This is a genomic window from Citrobacter sp. RHBSTW-00881 (assembly GCF_013728515.1).
Taxonomy (GTDB): domain Bacteria; phylum Pseudomonadota; class Gammaproteobacteria; order Enterobacterales; family Enterobacteriaceae; genus Citrobacter; species Citrobacter braakii.
Genome location: NZ_CP056269.1, coordinates 3,666,457 through 3,683,567, shown reverse-complemented (window position 1 = coordinate 3,683,567; position 17,111 = coordinate 3,666,457). Strand labels below are relative to the sequence as shown.

Sequence of the window (17,111 nt, the reverse complement as noted above, 5' to 3'; positions counted from 1 at the left end):
GTAGTCATCCCTATAGAGATGACTGGGTATGAATTTTCGTTGTGCGCCCAAGCGGCACCACTAACGGCGTTCCGGCAACCGGATCGTCGATAATCATACAGCGCAGACCATAGATTTTTTCAATAAGCTGCGCGGTGACGATCTCTTTCGGCGCACCCTCGGCAACAATTTTTCCGTCACGCAGCGCAATCAGATGCGTCGCATAGCGACACGCCTGATTAAGATCGTGCAGAACGGCGGCCAGCGTATACCCTTTCTCCCGGTTTAGCTCACTCAGCAGCTCCAGCAGATCGATCTGATGGCTGATATCCAGCCAGGTGGTAGGTTCATCGAGCAGCATAATCGACGTTTCCTGCGCCAGCACCATCGCAATCCATGCGCGCTGGCGTTGTCCACCGGAAAGGGTATCCACACTTTGTGACGCAAGATGAGTGATTCCCGTCGCCTGCATTGCGTTTGAGACCGCGATTTCATCCTCATTTCGCCAGCGAGTAAACAATGGCTGGTGCGGGTAGCGCCCACGGGCAACCAGCTCCTGTACCGTAATATCACCCGGCGTGGTGGCGTTCTGCGCCAACAAACCTATTCTGCGAGCAACCTCTTTGCTGGCATAGTGCTGGATATGCTCGCCGTCGAGCCAGACCTTACCGTGCGCGGGCGTCATCAGACGACTAAGCGTGCGCAGTAGCGTTGATTTTCCGCAGCCGTTTGGCCCGATAATTGCGGTGAAGTGACCGTCTGGAATCGACACATTGAGGTTTTCCGCTACGGTAAATTTGCCATAACCCAGCGTTAACTGGTCGCCACGCAAACGGGCTACTGATTCGATCATTTTTTGCGGGACTCCTGAATTAACAAGACGATAAGATAAATACCGCCGAGGCTTACGGTGACAACGCCCACCGGAAGCTGATAAGGCATAAACAGCTGTTGGGCGCATAAATCCGCCATCAACAGCAGCAACGCGCCACACAGCGCCGACAGGGTTAATCCCCAGCGCGATGTGCCGCTAATCCGCCGCGCGATATGTGGGGCGACAAGGGCAATAAACGAGATAGGGCCAGCCAGCGCGGTGGCGGCAGCGGTCAGTACAACCGCAACCAGCATCATCATCAGACGTGAGCGCTCTACGCTGACGCCAAGCGCACAGGCGCTGTCATCACCCATTTCCAGTAAACGCATCCGGCGCACCAGCAGCGTGGCGCACACCAGCATAAGGATAATCAGTGGGGCAGAAGGCCAGGTTTTGGCCCAGGTCAGGCCATTGAGCGATCCGGCGTTCCACAGTCCGGCGGTCAGCGCGGTTTCTAATGATGCCTTCAGCAGTAGCCAGGTGTTGAACGCAACCAGCATGGCGCGTATACCGATCCCAATAATAATCAGCCGAAAGGTGTCGATACCATTGCGCCAGGCGAGCGCCCAGACCACCAGAGACGTCAGGACCCCGCCAACCATGGCCGCAAGCGCGATAGCGGTGAGATGCTGTCCGAACAGCACCATTGCCACCAGCACACCGCTCCAGGCACCGGTATTGAAACCCATCACATCCGGGCTGCCCAGCGGGTTGCGCATCAGCGACTGGAATATTGCACCGCTCACGCCGAGCGCCGCGCCAATCAATAGCGCCATCAGCACGCGTGGCAAACGCCATTCGGTCACCACCAGCGTAATACTGCGCGGCGCATCGCCAAGCAGAGCGGCAATAATTTGCTGGGTTTCCAGCGTCACGACGCCGCTACGCAGGCTCCACAAGCCAACGGCGAGACAACCTACAACCAGCAGCAGGCTGCTGACTATCAGGCGGCGGGAGAGGTGCATCATGCGCCACCCCCGCGCGGTTTCCGGCGTACCAGAAAGATAAGCACCGGCGCGCCGATAAATGCGCTGACCACTGAAACGCGCAGTTCGCCGGGGACAATCAGGCGACCGATGATATCGGCAATTAACAACAGAGAGGGGGTTGCCAGCAGAGTAACGGGCAGCGACCAACGGTGATCTGCCCCCACCAGCCAGCGCGCCATATGCGGCATCATCAGGCCGATAAAGGCGATAGGGCCAACAATCGCGGTCGCACTGCCGCACAGTACGGTAATCACCAACAGGCCAATAAACTGCGTGCGAGCGACTTTGCTGCCAAGCGCGGTGGCGGTGTCGCTCCCGAGGCTCAGGCTATTCAGAGCACGGCTAAGGAACAACGCGATAGCCGCGGCAATCAGTACCGGCACCAGGACGACCTTCAGCGTTTGCAGGCTGCGGATATCCAATGAACCGGCCTGCCAGAAACGCAACTGATCGTAGACATCCGGGTTGAGCAGGGCGATTCCGGTGGATAATCCTTCCAGCACCGCGCCCAGCGCAACGCCCGCCAGCGTCAGACGCACCGGGCTTAACTGCCCGCCGCCCTGGCTGCCGGTAAATGCCACTATAAGCGACGCGGCCAGCGCCCCGGAAAAGGCCATCAACAGTTGTTCTTGCGCAGAGGAAAAGCCGAACAGCGCGGCTCCCAGCACAATAGCGAAGCTGGCACCGGAGTTAACGCCCAGAATGCCGGGATCGGCGAGAGGGTTACGCGTGAGCGTTTGCATTAATGCACCAGCCAGACCCAGCGCCCCACCGGCGAGCAGCCCCGCCAGCGTGCGCGGCAGTCGCGCGTCCAGCACGATGGTGCAATCAGCGCTTTGACAACTGCCGGTAAGTGCATCCAGCACCACGGAGGCAGGTAGCGACTTGGCGCCAATAACCAGACTTAATACCGTGGTGAGAACAAGTAATAACAATAGTCCGGGCACGGCGAAGGCACGTGTCGCGGAAACAGAGCATGACATATCAACTTCCCTGATAATGATAGTAATTATCGTTATCGATCTTATTTGGATATGTTAGCATGTGCAGCCATCGAATGGATATTGAAAAAGTACCTGGTAAGGCTCTGTAATGAATCGACAATCCTGGCTGCTCAATCTCAGCCTGTTAAAGACCCACCCTGCATTTCGCGCCGTCTTCCTCGCCCGTTTTATTTCCATTGTCTCTCTGGGGCTACTCGGCGTGGCGGTTCCGGTACAGATCCAGATGATGACCCAGTCGACCTGGCAGGTAGGTTTGTCAGTGACGTTGACCGGCAGCGCAATGTTTATTGGTCTGATGGTGGGCGGGGTGCTGGCCGACCGCTATGAGCGTAAAAAAGTGATCCTGTTGGCTCGTGGAACCTGCGGAATCGGCTTTATTGGTCTGTGTCTGAATGCGCTGCTGCCCGAACCGTCGTTACTGGCGATTTATTTGCTTGGCTTATGGGACGGTTTCTTTGCCTCGCTGGGCGTGACCGCGTTGCTGGCGGCAACACCGGCGCTGGTTGGTCGGGAGAATTTGATGCAGGCCGGGGCGATTACCATGTTGACGGTACGTCTGGGTTCGGTTATTTCGCCGATGCTTGGCGGGGTATTGCTTGCGACCGGTGGCGTGGCGTGGAACTACGGTCTGGCGGCGGCGGGCACTTTCATTACCTTGTTGCCGTTGCTGAGCCTTCCCGCGCTGCCACCTCCGCCGCAGCCGCGCGAGCATCCGCTAAAATCGCTGCTGGCAGCATTTCGCTTTCTGCTTGCCAGCCCGCTGATTGGCGGCATTGCGCTGCTTGGCGGTCTGTTGACTATGGCGAGCGCCGTGCGCGTGTTGTATCCCGCGTTGGCGATTAACTGGCAAATGTCGAGTGCGCAAATAGGTCTGCTGTATGCGGCCATTCCTCTTGGCGCGGCGGTGGGCGCGTTGACCAGCGGGCAACTGGCGCAAAGCGTGCGTCCGGGACTGATCATGCTGGTATCGACCGTGGCTTCGTTCCTGGCTATTGGTCTGTTTGGGTTGATGCCGGTCTGGGAGCTTGGCGTTGTCTGCCTGGCGCTGTTCGGTTGGCTGAGTGCGGTCAGCTCTTTGTTGCAATACACCCTGTTACAGACGCAGACGCCAGAAGCGATGCTCGGGCGAATTAACGGTTTGTGGACTGCGCAGAACGTTACAGGAGATGCGATCGGCGCGGCGCTGTTAGGGGGATTGGGGGCGATGATGACACCGGTTGCTTCGGCAAGCGTAAGTGGGTTTGGGCTGGTGATTGTCGGTCTGCTACTGCTGCTGTTGCTGGGAGAAGTGCGCCGATTCCGACAAATGCCTGTGAATGCCGGATAGCGTTGTCCTCTACGGTTTGTAGGCCGGATAAGGCGTTAGCCGTATCCGGCGCTGGCGATTAAAAGAGAGCTGACAGACGTTGCAGCAGCAGGGTCGCGCTGTAGTAGTCGAGACGGAAGGTTTCCGTACCCAGGGCGTAAACACGTTTATTCTGCACGGCAGGCAGATGCGCCAGCAGCGGATTAGCATAAATGGCGTCGGCATCTTTGTTGTCGCCAGCGAACAGGAACAGCGCTTCGCCGTTCAGACCAGCCGCCAGGTTCTCACCGCCAAGCTGGATGATATCGTGGCGTTTGCCCTGACTCTGGCTGGTGTGCAATCCGGCAGGCAGCGGTGCCAGGGTGAAACCTAACTGCTCCATCAGCTTGCCCTGCGCCGACTCAGGCGTCCACAGGTTGGCGCTGTGCGCTGCAGCGGTGTATACCAGCGCGCTGACCGGTTGCGGCGGCAGGGTAATACGCTGCTTGACCGCCTGCAGTTGCTTATCAAACTCGGCAATACGCGCAGCAGCCTGTTGCTCCTGACCGGTAATTTCACCTAACTGCGTCAGCAGAGACTGCCAGCTTTTGTCGTCGTAATTAATGATTAGCGTTGGCGCAATGGTGGACAGCTGATCGTATAGCGCGAGGGCTGAATCTCCCCCGGTGGCGCTGATCAGAATCAGATCCGGCATTTGCGCTGCCACGGCCTCAGCGCTCGGTTCGCCGATATACAGGCGGCTCAGTTTGCGCGCTTTTGCCACTTCGCTCCACTGGCGTAAAAAGCCCTGTGCATCGCCGATGCGATTGTTCGGCGTAGTAGCGCCGCTGGCGATGACCGGGGCATCAATTGCCAGCAGCGAGCCGGTGAGGGTGACGCTGGTGGAGACAATTCGCTGCGGCTTATGTTCCAGCGTATGCGTACCACGACTGTCGGTAACCTGACGCGGCCAGTCGGCGGCATAACCTGAAGAAATTCCTGAAATAGACAAACCTGCCAGTAAGAGCACGGTGCGGCAAAAAGAGGGGAGACTCACGAATCAGCATCCTGTTATCAGTATAAGTAATGCTTCTCATTTTCATTGTTAGTGGACAAGGATGCAAGCCAAAGTCGCACATTGTGCTGCCACAAGAGTTGACATACCGCCGCTTTGCTTTTAGGTTAGCGACCGAAAATATAAATGATAATCATTATTAGAGCTTTTATCATTTTTGGAGGATGATATGGAAACGTCACTGGCCGAGGAAAAAACGCAGACTATGCCGACGCTCGCTCCCGACAGTTTTTTCTTTATGTCGCCGTACCGTAGTTTTACGACGTCAGGATGCTTCGCCCGCTATGCGGAACCGGCAATTGATGGCGATTCGCCAGACAGCCCTTTCCAACAAAAAATGCATGCGCTGTTTGCTGATGCCAAAGCGCAGGGTATCGCTAACCCCATCATGGTCGGGGCGATTCCTTTTGACACCCGCCAGCCGTCATCGCTGTTTATTCCCCAGTCGTGGCAGACGTTCTCCCGAACGGCGAAGCAGCAATCATCTCGTTACTTTAACGCGCATCAGTCGCTGAACGTTGTTGAACGTAAATCGATCCCGGAACAGAACTTCTTTGAAGATATGGTCGCTCGCGCGGCTGCGCTGACGGCAACCCCGGAAGTCGACAAAGTGGTGTTGTCACGCCTGATCGATATCACCGCTGATGCCAATATTGACAGCGGGGCGCTGCTGGAGCGCCTGGTGGCGCAAAATCCGGCGAGCTACAACTTTCACGTTCCCCTTGAAGACGGTGGCGTATTGATTGGCGCCAGTCCGGAACTGCTGTTACGCAAAGAAGGCGATCGTTTCAGCTCATTACCGCTGGCAGGCTCGGCACGTCGTCAACCTGACGATGTGCTGGACCGGGAGGCGGGCATCCGCCTGCTGGCGTCCGAAAAGGATCGCCATGAGCACGAACTGGTGACGCAGGCCATGAAAAATGTCCTGCGCGATCGCAGCCGTGAACTGCAACTCCCTTCTTCTCCGCAACTGGTCACCACGCCTACGCTCTGGCACCTCGGCACGCCGTTTGAGGGTAAAGCCAACGCGCAAGAAAACGCCCTGACGCTCGCGTGCCTGCTGCATCCGACGCCTGCGCTGAGCGGCTTCCCGCATCAGGTTGCGCGCAAACTGATCGCCGAGCTGGAGCCGTTCGATCGCGAACTATTCGGTGGCATTGTCGGCTGGTGTGATGCCCAAGGCAACGGCGAATGGGTGGTGACGATCCGTTGTGCGAAGCTGCTGCGTAATCAGGTACGTTTCTTTGCCGGTGCCGGGATTGTTCCGGCTTCGTCCCCGGTTGCTGAATGGCGTGAAACGGGAGCCAAACTCTCCACGATGTTGAATGTTTTTGGACTGCATTAAGAGCCTTATTGACCAGGCCGCTAAGGAGCGATAATGAGTATTCCTTTCACCCGTTGGCCGGAGGAGTTTGCCCGCCGCTATCGTGAAAAAGGTTACTGGCAGGATTTGCCGCTGACCGACATTCTGACCCGTCACGCCGACAGCGACCATACGGCGGTGATCGATGGCGAACGCCATCTGAGCTATCGTCAACTGAATCAGGCCACTGACAATCTCGCCTGCAGTCTGCGCCGTCAGGGGATCAAACCCGGCGAAACCGCGCTGGTGCAACTGGGCAACGTGGCTGAGTTGTATATCACTTTCTTTGCGCTGCTCAAGCTGGGTGTAGCTCCGGTGCTGGCATTATTCAGCCATCAGCGTAATGAACTTAACGCCTATTCCAAACAGATTGAACCGGCGCTGCTGATTGCCGATCGTCAGCATGCGCTGTTTAGCGGAGACGATTTTCTTAACGCTTTTGTGGCTGAACACAATTCAGTGCGCGTGGTGCAACTGCGCAATGATGAAGGCGAACACAATCTGCAAACGGCGATAAGCCAGCCTGCGACTGATTTTTCCGCCACGCCATCGCCTGCTGATGAGGTGGCCTATTTCCAGCTTTCTGGCGGGACTACCGGGACGCCAAAGCTGATTCCTCGTACCCATAACGATTACTACTACAGCGTGCGTCGCAGCAATGAGATTTGCCGCTTCACCGGGGAAACGCGTTATTTATGCGCGATCCCGGCGGCGCATAACTACGCGATGAGTTCGCCTGGCGCGTTGGGGGTATTCCTGGCTGGCGGCACCGTCGTGCTGGCGGCTGACCCGAGCGCCACCCTGTGCTTCCCTCTGATTGAACAGCATCAGGTTAACGTCACGGCGCTGGTGCCGCCAGCGGTGAGCCTGTGGCTGCAAGCAATTGCGGAGTGGGGGAGCAATGCGCAATTGGCTTCGCTGACGCTGCTACAGGTCGGTGGGGCACGGCTTTCCGCCTCGCTTGCGGCGCGTATTCCGGCGGAGATTGGCTGCCAGCTGCAGCAGGTCTTCGGCATGGCGGAAGGGCTGGTGAACTACACCCGTCTGGACGACAGTCCTGAACGCATCATCAATACCCAGGGCCGCCCGATGTGTCCCGATGATGAAGTCTGGGTAGCAGACGCTGACGGCAACCCTTTAGCCGAGGGAGAAACCGGGCGCCTGATGACGCGTGGCCCATACACCTTCCGCGGCTACTTCAACAGTCCTGAGCACAATGCCAGCGCCTTTGACGCCAACGGTTTTTACTGCTCTGGCGATCTGATCGCCATCGATCGAGATGGCTACATCACCGTCCAGGGACGTGAGAAGGATCAGATCAACCGCGGTGGAGAGAAGATCGCTGCAGAAGAGATTGAAAACCTGCTGCTGCGCCACCCGATGGTGATCCATGCCGCGCTGGTCAGTATGGATGACGAACTGATGGGCGAGAAAAGCTGTGCCTGGTTGGTGGTAAAAGAGCCGCTGCGAGCGGTGCAGGTGCGTCGTTTTCTACGCGAACAGGGCGTAGCGGAATTTAAATTACCTGACCGCGTGGAGTGCGTTGAGTCGTTACCGCTGACTCCGGTTGGGAAAGTAGATAAAAAACAATTACGTCAGTGGCTGGCATCACGTTCACTGGCCTGAAGGAGAATAAGAGATGGCAATTCCTAAACTGCAGGCTTATGCGCTACCCACGGCGCTTGATGTTCCGGTGAACAAAGTGGACTGGGCGTTTGACCCCGAACGCGCCGCACTGCTGATCCACGACATGCAGGACTATTTTATCGGCTTTTGGGGCGATAACTGCCCGATGATGGAGCAGGTCGTCGCTAACATCGCCGCACTGCGTCAGTACTGCAAAGAGCATAACATTCCGGTGTATTACACCGCTCAGCCGAAAGAACAGAGTGATGAAGACCGCGCTCTGCTCAATGATATGTGGGGACCGGGACTGACGCGTTCGCCGGAACAGCAGAAAATCGTTGAGGCGCTGGCGCCGGATGAAGCGGATACCATTCTGGTGAAATGGCGTTACAGCGCATTTCATCGCTCCCCGCTGGAACAGATGCTTAAGGAAACCGGACGTAATCAACTGATCATTACCGGCGTGTATGCGCATATTGGCTGTATGACCACCGCAACAGACGCCTTTATGCGCGACATCAAGCCGTTTATGGTTGCCGATGCGTTGGCAGACTTTAGCCGTGACGAACATCTGATGTCGCTGAAATACGTGGCGGGACGCTCCGGGCGTGTGGTGATGACTCAGGAATTATTACCGACGCCGGTACCGGCCAGCAAAGATGCGTTACGCAGCATTATTCTGCCGCTGCTCGATGAGTCCGAAGAGCCGATGGATGACGAAAACCTGATCGACTACGGACTGGATTCCGTGCGCATGATGGCGCTGGCGGCGCGCTGGCGTAAGGTTCATGGCGATATTGACTTCGTGATGCTGGCGAAAAACCCGACTATTGACGCCTGGTGGACGCTGCTCTCTCGCGAGGTGAAGTAATGTCTGGATTTGACTTCGCAGGAAAAACCGTCTGGGTAACCGGCGCGGGAAAAGGAATTGGCTACACCACGGCGCTGGCGTTTGTGAAAGCGGGTGCTGAGGTGACAGGATTCGATCGTGAATTTTCTCAGGATAACTACCCGTTTGCCACCGAAGTGCTGGATGTGGCGAATGCTGAACAGGTGGCTGAGGTGTGTCAGCGCGTCCTGCAAACGCGCGAGCGGTTGGATGTGTTGGTCAATGCGGCGGGTATTTTGCGTATGGGGGCCACCGATGCGCTGAGCATTGAGGAGTGGCAGCAGACGTTTGCGGTTAACGTTGGTGGGGCGTTCAATCTGTTTCAGCAGACGATGGCGCAGTTTCGTCGCCAGCAGGGCGGGGCAATCGTGACCATCGCGTCGGATGCGGCGCACACGCCGCGTATCGGTATGAGCGCATACGGTGCGTCAAAAGCCGCGCTGAAAAACCTGGCACTGACCGTCGGACTTGAACTGGCAGGCAGCGGTGTGCGTTGCAATGTGGTTTCGCCAGGCTCGACCGACACCGACATGCAGCGTACGTTGTGGGTCAGCGATGACGCGGAGCAACAGCGCATTCGTGGGTTTGGCGAGCAGTTTAAGCTCGGCATTCCACTGGGAAAAATCGCTCGTCCACAGGAAATCGCTAACACGATTTTATTCCTCGCCTCCGATCTGGCGAGCCACATCACGCTTCAGGATATCGTGGTGGACGGCGGCTCCACGCTGGGGGCATGACGATGATCTGGAAACGTCATTTAACGCTGGATGAACTGAATGCCACCAGTCAGAACACGATGGTGGCGCATTTAGGCATGGTCTATACCCGACTGGGGGATGATGTGCTGGAAGCCGAAATGCCGGTGGATAGCCGGACGCATCAGCCGTTTGGTCTGCTGCACGGCGGCGCGTCGGCGGCCCTGGCGGAAACATTGGGTTCGATGGCGGGTTATCTGATGACTCGCGACGGACAGTGTGTGGTGGGTACGGAACTGAACGCCACGCACCATAGGGCGGTTGCGCAGGGGAAAGTGCGCGGCGTTTGCCAGCCGCTGCACCTCGGGCGTCAGAGTCAAAGCTGGGAAATCGTCATCTTTGATGAGCAGGGACGACGCTGTTGCACCTGTCGTTTAGGCACTGCGGTGATGGGGTGAGTCGCCCGACAAAGTAAAATGAAATTGCAGGGTTAACGGCTAAATGAAGTGATCCAGTTAACAATGCAATGTAAATACTCAGTGATACTTCGGGTTTACATGGTTGTCAGGTTGTTAAATTCAGAAAAGATGTTATAGAAACAAAATGTAACATCTCTCTGACCAGGACAACGGAAAACCAAGTATGAATAAATCAGGGAAGTACCTCGTCTGGACAGTGCTCTCCGTTATGGGAGCATTTGCCCTCGGCTATATCGCATTAAATCGTGGCGAACAGATCAACGCGTTGTGGATAGTCGTGGCGTCGGTCTGTGTCTACCTTATCGCTTACCGTTTCTACGGCCTGTACATCGCGAAAAATGTACTGGCGCTGGACCCGACGCGTATGACGCCAGCTGTGCGTCATAACGATGGTCTGGACTATGTTCCTACCGATAAAAAAGTGCTGTTTGGCCACCATTTCGCGGCGATTGCTGGAGCGGGTCCATTAGTTGGACCGGTGCTGGCGGCGCAAATGGGCTATCTGCCGGGTATGATCTGGCTGCTTGCCGGGGTAGTACTGGCGGGGGCGGTGCAGGACTTTATGGTGCTGTTTGTTTCTACCCGTCGCGATGGGCGTTCCCTTGGCGAACTGGTGAAAGAAGAGATGGGCCCAACGGCGGGCGTCATTGCGCTGGTGGCCTGTTTTATGATCATGGTGATTATCCTCGCGGTACTGGCGATGATCGTCGTGAAAGCGCTGACCCACAGCCCGTGGGGAACCTACACCGTCGCCTTTACTATCCCGCTGGCGATCTTCATGGGGATTTACCTGCGTTATCTGCGCCCGGGCCGCATTGGTGAAGTGTCGGTCATCGGTCTGGTATTCCTGGTGTTTGCTATTATTTCCGGCGGCTGGGTGGCTGAAAGTCCGACCTGGGCACCGTACTTTGACTTTACCGGCGTACAGTTGACCTGGATGCTGGTGGGATACGGCTTTGTCGCCGCTGTGTTGCCGGTGTGGCTGCTGCTGGCACCGCGTGATTATCTCTCTACCTTCCTGAAAATCGGTACCATTGTTGGTCTGGCGGTAGGGATTCTGATCATGCGTCCGACGCTGACCATGCCTGCGCTGACCAAGTTTGTTGACGGTACAGGCCCGGTCTGGAGCGGTAACCTGTTCCCGTTCCTGTTTATTACCATCGCCTGCGGTGCGGTCTCTGGTTTCCACGCGCTGATTGCCTCCGGCACCACGCCGAAGATGCTGGCGAATGAAGGTCAGGCCTGTTTTATTGGCTACGGCGGGATGCTGATGGAATCCTTTGTCGCCATTATGGCGCTGGTGGCGGCCTGCGTTATCGACCCGGGCGTCTACTTTGCGATGAACAGCCCGATGGCTGTACTGGCACCTGCCGGAACCACCGATGTGGTTGCGTCAGCGGCACAGGTTGTGAGCAGTTGGGGCTTTGTTATCACGCCTGATACGCTGCATCAGATTGCGAACGATGTCGGCGAACAATCCATTATCTCCCGCGCAGGCGGTGCGCCGACGCTGGCGGTGGGCATGGCGTATATTCTGCATGGTGCGCTGGGCGGCATGATGGATGTGGCGTTCTGGTATCACTTCGCCATTCTGTTTGAAGCCCTGTTTATTCTGACGGCGGTAGACGCCGGTACGCGTGCCGCACGCTTTATGCTGCAGGATCTGCTGGGCGTGGTGTCACCGGGTCTGAAACGTACCGATTCGCTGCCTGCGAACCTGCTGGCAACGGCGCTGTGCGTGCTGGCCTGGGGTTACTTCTTGCACCAGGGCGTGGTGGATCCATTGGGTGGTATTAATACCCTGTGGCCACTGTTTGGTATCGCCAACCAGATGCTGGCCGGTATGGCGTTGATGCTTTGCGCGGTGGTGCTGTTCAAGATGAAACGTCAGCGCTACGCGTGGGTGGCGCTGGTGCCAACGGCCTGGCTGCTGATTTGTACCCTGACCGCCGGCTGGCAGAAAGCGTTTAGCCCGGATGCGAAAATTGGCTTCCTCGCCATCGCTAACAAGTTCCAGGCGATGATCGACAGCGGTAATATTCCGGCGCAGTACACTCAGTCGCAGCTGACGCAGTTGGTGTTTAACAACCGCCTGGATGCGGGTCTCACTATCTTCTTCATGGTAGTCGTTGTGGTGCTGGGTCTGTTCTCCATCAAAACTGCACTGGCAGCACTGAAAGAGGACAAACCTACGTCGAAAGAAACGCCATACGAACCGATGCCTGAGAATGTCGAAGAGATCGTGGCGCAGGCGAAAGGCGCGCACTAATATTCTCTTAACCAACGAGCCCTCTCCTGAATGGGGAGGGCGTTTGTTCGACAGGGAACCACTATGTTTGAAACGCTCTCTAAAGCCGGGAAGTATTTAGGTCAAACCGCCCGATTAATGATAGGTGTGCCGGATTACGACAACTATGTTGAGCATATGCGCGTCACGCATCCGGACCTGACACCAATGACCTACGAAGAATTTTTCCGCGAACGCCAGGATGCGCGCTACGGGGGGAAAGGCGGCGCGCGCTGCTGTTAATGCTCTTCATCATTCAAGCTGCAGGCGTGTTCACCCTGGTCACTTACCTTTGTAAGCTCCAGGGGGGCGCTGCGTTGCCGCCATCAGGCATCCCACACCATAATCACACCGTAAACGATTCTACCTTTTCAAAGGCTGCGCGCAGCGTCTGTGGCGTTAACGTTACCGGCAGCGCATGAATGGACTCCACCGGGCGCAGGGTGTGCGCAATCACGTTGTCGATTTCGGCGCGGTTGTTGATGTCCACGTCCAGTTGAGCCAACCGGGTTGGCAGGTTGAAGCGCTGATAGGCGGTAATTAACTGCGCCAGCACATCATCTTGTCCCAGCAGCGCGCTCTGCACCAGTATGCCGTACGCCACTTTGGTGCCATGCAAAAACTTCTCCGTTTGCGGGAGCACGGTCAGGCCATTATGTACCGAATGCGCCGCCGCCACGCGGGTGTAGCGCTCACCCAGACCGCCGACCATGCCGCCTCCGGCAATAATTGCATCCACCACATCGCAAAATGTGCGGCTTAACGTGCCTTGTTGCTTATCGACCAGCGCCTGCTCGCTGCTTTCCAACAGGACGTCGCGGATCGTCTGCGCAGCATGGATACCCAGACGTACGGTCAGAGGTAGGTTTTCCGGCTCAGGCGCGAGCACAACGGCCTCGTACCATTTCGCCAGCGTGTCGCCGATCCCCGCCAGTAAGTATTCTTCAGGCGCATTGAGAACGATCTCTGGCTCGACCAGCACGAGGAAATTGGCGTCAGCGAAAATTTCGAAATGCAGCGCTTGGCCTGCATCGTTGTACCAGACGGAGAGCGGTGTCCATGCGGCGCAGGTCGCTGCGATAGTAGGAATACCGACAAAAGGCAGACCCAGACGACGAGCCAGCGCTTTGGCCGTGTCGAGCAATGTCCCGCCGCCCACACCAATCACCACGCTGCGATTCTCTCCTGACTCTTTTGCCAGTTGAGTAACATCGGTTTCGCTGCAGTGTCCCGTAAACAGCAGGTGCCTGGCATTGGCAAGATGAAATGCCTCAGGCAGATAAGGGCGGGCCGCGTCGATGGCGCGTTCACCGTAAACCCAGACGGCGCGTGAGAGTTGCTCTGCGGTGAAAAAATCGTTGAGTCTTGACAGGCTGCCGGGATGGGAAAAATAGTTGGCCGGGCCGGTGACGACGCGAATCTCGGTATTACTCATGTTGTGTTGTCCTTTTGGCTGTCCTGTCAATACAGGTTATTTTTATATAGACGTCTGAACGTCTTGATTGCCAAATACTAGCATCGTGCTATAGTGGCTTCAACCACAACATCACCCGCTGGGATAACAATAATGAGTAATAACCCGCTGATTCCGCAAAGCAAACTGCCTAATCTTGGCACCACTATCTTTACGCAAATGAGCGCGCTGGCGCAGCAGCATCAGGCCATTAACCTCTCGCAGGGATTTCCTGATTTTGACGGCCCACTTTTTTTGCAGGAACGTCTGGCGTATCACGTCGCGCATGGCGCAAACCAGTATGCGCCGATGACGGGCGTACAGCCGTTGCGCGAAGCCATTGCGGATAAAACCGCGCAGTTGTACGGGTATAAACCTGACGCGAATAGTGAAGTGACCGTGACGGCGGGGGCCACAGAAGCGCTGTTCGCCGCAATTACGGCGCTGGTGCGTCCTGGCGATGAGGTGATTTGTTTTGACCCGAGCTACGACAGCTATGCGCCCGCGGTCGAATTATCCGGCGGCGTAGTTAAACGTATCGCGCTGCAACCGCCGTCTTTTCGCGTCGACTGGCAGGAATTTAGCGCTGTACTCAGCGAACGTACCCGACTGGTGATCCTTAACACGCCGCACAACCCTTCCGCCACCGTATGGCATCACGCCGATTTTGATGCTCTGTGGCAGGCAATTAAAGAACGCGAGATCTTTGTCATCAGCGACGAAGTTTATGAGCACATTTGCTTCGCCGGACAAGGACATGCCAGCGTGCTGGCGCATTCACACCTGTGCGAACGCGCCGTTGCCGTTTCATCGTTTGGGAAGACCTACCATATGACCGGCTGGAAAGTCGGCTACTGCGTTGCGCCTGCCGCCATTAGCGCTGAATTACGCAAGGTACACCAGTATCTGACGTTCTCAGTTAATACGCCGGCTCAGTTGGCGCTGGCGGATATGCTGCGGGAGGATCCAACACACTATCGTGAGTTGCCAGCCTTTTATCAGAAAAAACGCGATGTGTTGGTGAACGCGCTGCGTGACAGCCGACTGGAAATTTTGCCGTGTGAAGGCACCTATTTTCTGCTGGTCGATTACAGTGCCGTCTCCACACTTAACGACGTTGAGTTTTGCCAGTGGCTGACCAAAGAAGTGGGCGTTGCCGCGATCCCGTTGTCGGTTTTCTGCGCCGATCCTTTCCCGCATAAGCTGATTCGCCTATGTTTTGCCAAGCAAGAATCGACGCTGCTGGCGGCAGCCGAACGTCTGGTTGCGCTGTAGTTATTTTACTGTCCAGGCTTTGGAGAAGCGACGGTCGGCAAATAACTCTTGCAGACCGTTAATTTGTTTCAGACGTAAAACCTCATCGTCGTCCATACCTAACTCTTTACTGATTTTCTCTGCGCTCCATCCCAGTAGTGATAATTCACGAACGATTTCCGACATGGCATGAATTTTATGCCGCCCGCGGGCACGGTTATGACGAATTGTCGCTGCCATGCGTTCATGGCGTTCACGCTGTAAACAGGTGACCGGCAGGTAGCCATGCAGGCGTGATTTCAGCGACGGTTTGCTTTTACCTAGCTCATGACGGTGGAAACCATCGACAATTTCGTATTCTTCCGCCGTGGAGTGAACTACCACGATGGGCTGCGTGAATCCGTCTGCTTCGAGGGATTTCTGCAGCAGCTTTTTCTCCGGAGGCGCAACGTTATTAGGGTTATAGTCATTGGGTGAGATATGCTCGTTTTTAATCCATAGTACACAGTCTACTGGCTCTTCGCGAAAAGGGCTGACGCTGTGGATAGCCATTCTGAATTGGTTGATTGCTTCAATTCGTTCTTCTTCTGACAGCCCAGAAAGAAAACCAGTGAGTTCTTGAGTTAGTCGGTGTTGCATAAGATTCCCCATTGCTGGCGTTTTATTTTCATGCGTTCATTATAACGTTGGTAGTTTTTGGGTTTTGTGGGGCTGAATGACAGCGCCCGGCACCAGTAGTCGTTATTCAGCAGGACTTTACAGATACGCCGCCACGACGGAATATCCGCTGAGCCAATATCTTTTTCCTGAGTTTGCGGGATATTGTCCATGCCCTTTTTCTTATACCACTGCAAATAGATGGCGATTTTATTGCGATAATGCTCAGCGGTCGTTTCCGGCATGCTATTGAGTAGCAGCATGGCGTATTCCTGCCAGTTTAAATGTTCGGGTTTTAATATTTTGCGGTGCCCGTAAAAATGGTTGTCCTGACCGGCATAAATTCCGCCACTTTTTACACCGCTGACACGGGCGCACATGGCTGCCCAGCGCTCGGGTTCAATGACGTGATATAGCCATAATCCCTGACGCTGTTCCGGGCCAAAGGGTTCACAAATACGCATGTAACGTGTTGGGACACCGGCCTGATACATGAGATTGTATAAGGGATTGCACGACATTCTGGTTTTTGCGAACCAGGTCCAGATATCGGCAGTTTTCCAGTCATAAATCGGGTAAATATACCAGGTATGCCCGCCGGGGGCGCTGGTGGTCCAGGGTTTATCATCGGCAAAGCGCTGCTTTTGCGAATTGGCAATGGCGACAAAACGGTTATATGACTCATCGGCGCGGATCCCGACCATCATGCCGGCTGGACGTTTCTCTGAATACCAGTCAGCGAACTCGCGAACAAATTGTTCAAAGGTCATGCCGGGTTGATAGAAGGAGAAATACTCTGGATCGGTTATGGCATCCGTGGGAGGCTGGCGAACCCACGGAGTACCTGGTTCCCAACACTGCCATTCTGGCTGGAATTGAGAGAGGGAATTCTGGGTGGTGAGCGGTAAAGCCACCCAATAAAAGCGCTCGATGACATCGGAATAACGTGCACGAAGCGCCTCAATATAATCAATAGTGCAGGAAAACTGGGCTTCCCAGTCGATAAATAGTACATCAATTTTTTTATGCAGTTGGCGTGCAAGCATAGCTGTCAGATGTAACATCAGTCCTGAATCTTTCCCGCCGGAGAAAGAGACACAAACCCGAGGCAGAGTTTCCAGCGCCCAGGTTATGCGCTCCAGAGCGGCGTCCAGCACGTTTTGACCAAGCGGGATTTTATAAATAGACATATTAAGCTCATA

16 protein-coding genes are annotated in these 17,111 nt (G+C 55.8%); 9 read left to right on the top strand and 7 right to left on the bottom strand.

Annotation, left to right across the window (positions count from 1 at the left end; genetic code table 11):
- Positions 1–10: 10 nt before the first annotated feature.
- Genes fepC through fepD form a run of 3 tightly spaced genes read right to left on the bottom strand, consistent with a single transcriptional unit; the run spans position 11 to position 2,825 of the window.
- Positions 11–832, bottom strand: coding sequence for an iron-enterobactin ABC transporter ATP-binding protein (gene fepC / locus HV311_RS17870; RefSeq protein WP_191220259.1), 822 nt, complete (start codon positions 830–832; stop codon positions 11–13).
- Positions 829–1,821, bottom strand: a complete 993-nt coding sequence (gene fepG / locus HV311_RS17865) for an iron-enterobactin ABC transporter permease (protein WP_016152193.1) — start codon at positions 1,819–1,821, stop codon at positions 829–831. Before fepG ends, fepC begins: the two co-directional genes overlap by 4 nt.
- Positions 1,818–2,825 (bottom strand): Fe(3+)-siderophore ABC transporter permease, encoded by a 1,008-nt coding sequence (fepD, locus tag HV311_RS17860; protein ID WP_191220258.1) that lies wholly within the window; start codon positions 2,823–2,825, stop codon positions 1,818–1,820. Before fepD ends, fepG begins: the two co-directional genes overlap by 4 nt.
- A gap of 109 nt (positions 2,826–2,934) precedes the next feature.
- On the opposite strand from fepD, the gene entS reads away from it, so the two are divergent.
- Complete coding sequence (entS, locus tag HV311_RS17855) at positions 2,935–4,173, top strand: enterobactin transporter EntS (RefSeq protein ID WP_191220257.1); 1,239 nt, start codon at positions 2,935–2,937, stop codon at positions 4,171–4,173.
- 58 nt (positions 4,174–4,231) lie between these two features.
- On the opposite strand, the gene fepB is transcribed toward entS, so the two are convergent.
- A complete protein-coding gene (fepB, locus tag HV311_RS17850) occupies positions 4,232–5,188 on the bottom strand; it encodes a Fe2+-enterobactin ABC transporter substrate-binding protein (RefSeq protein ID WP_016152196.1) in 957 nt (318 codons plus the stop codon).
- A gap of 187 nt (positions 5,189–5,375) precedes the next feature.
- On the opposite strand from fepB, the gene entC reads away from it, so the two are divergent.
- The 7 genes from entC to HV311_RS17815 all read left to right on the top strand — a co-directional run bounded on the left by entC (position 5,376) and on the right by HV311_RS17815 (position 12,788).
- The gene (gene entC / locus HV311_RS17845; protein WP_016152197.1) at positions 5,376–6,551 is read left to right on the top strand and encodes an isochorismate synthase EntC; all 1,176 of its coding nucleotides are present in this window, start codon (positions 5,376–5,378) and stop codon (positions 6,549–6,551) included.
- 33 nt (positions 6,552–6,584) lie between these two features.
- Entirely contained in the window at positions 6,585–8,195 is a 1,611-nt protein-coding gene (gene entE / locus HV311_RS17840; protein ID WP_191220256.1) for a (2,3-dihydroxybenzoyl)adenylate synthase EntE, read from the top strand.
- Between the two features lie 13 nt (positions 8,196–8,208).
- Positions 8,209–9,066 (top strand): isochorismatase, encoded by an 858-nt coding sequence (locus HV311_RS17835; protein WP_016152199.1) that lies wholly within the window; start codon positions 8,209–8,211, stop codon positions 9,064–9,066.
- A complete protein-coding gene (gene entA, locus HV311_RS17830) occupies positions 9,066–9,821 on the top strand; it encodes a 2,3-dihydro-2,3-dihydroxybenzoate dehydrogenase EntA (protein ID WP_191220255.1) in 756 nt (251 codons plus the stop codon). Before HV311_RS17835 ends, entA begins: the two co-directional genes overlap by 1 nt.
- Before the next feature lie 2 nt (positions 9,822–9,823).
- Positions 9,824–10,237 (top strand): proofreading thioesterase EntH, encoded by a 414-nt coding sequence (gene entH / locus HV311_RS17825; RefSeq protein WP_029139447.1) that lies wholly within the window; start codon positions 9,824–9,826, stop codon positions 10,235–10,237.
- Between the two features lie 184 nt (positions 10,238–10,421).
- Positions 10,422–12,527: a pyruvate/proton symporter CstA gene (gene cstA, locus HV311_RS17820; RefSeq protein ID WP_016152202.1), complete on the top strand. Its 2,106-nt coding sequence runs from the start codon at positions 10,422–10,424 to the stop codon at positions 12,525–12,527.
- Between the two features lie 63 nt (positions 12,528–12,590).
- The gene (locus HV311_RS17815) at positions 12,591–12,788 is read left to right on the top strand and encodes a YbdD/YjiX family protein (protein WP_019076244.1); all 198 of its coding nucleotides are present in this window, start codon (positions 12,591–12,593) and stop codon (positions 12,786–12,788) included.
- 103 nt (positions 12,789–12,891) lie between these two features.
- Here HV311_RS17815 and HV311_RS17810 read toward each other — a convergent pair whose 3' ends face one another.
- The gene (locus HV311_RS17810; protein WP_191220254.1) at positions 12,892–13,980 is read right to left on the bottom strand and encodes an oxidoreductase; all 1,089 of its coding nucleotides are present in this window, start codon (positions 13,978–13,980) and stop codon (positions 12,892–12,894) included.
- A 132-nt stretch (positions 13,981–14,112) separates the two neighbouring features.
- On the opposite strand from HV311_RS17810, the gene HV311_RS17805 reads away from it, so the two are divergent.
- A complete protein-coding gene (locus tag HV311_RS17805) occupies positions 14,113–15,273 on the top strand; it encodes a pyridoxal phosphate-dependent aminotransferase (RefSeq protein WP_191220253.1) in 1,161 nt (386 codons plus the stop codon).
- Here HV311_RS17805 and HV311_RS17800 read toward each other — a convergent pair whose 3' ends face one another.
- Both HV311_RS17800 and HV311_RS17795 read right to left on the bottom strand, forming a co-directional pair.
- Positions 15,274–15,891, bottom strand: a complete 618-nt coding sequence (locus tag HV311_RS17800) for an IbrB-like domain-containing protein (RefSeq protein ID WP_046275109.1) — start codon at positions 15,889–15,891, stop codon at positions 15,274–15,276.
- Positions 15,876–17,099 (bottom strand): phosphoadenosine phosphosulfate reductase, encoded by a 1,224-nt coding sequence (locus HV311_RS17795; RefSeq protein WP_191220252.1) that lies wholly within the window; start codon positions 17,097–17,099, stop codon positions 15,876–15,878. The genes HV311_RS17800 and HV311_RS17795 overlap by 16 nt, the downstream gene beginning before the upstream one ends.
- Positions 17,100–17,111: the final 12 nt, after the last annotated feature.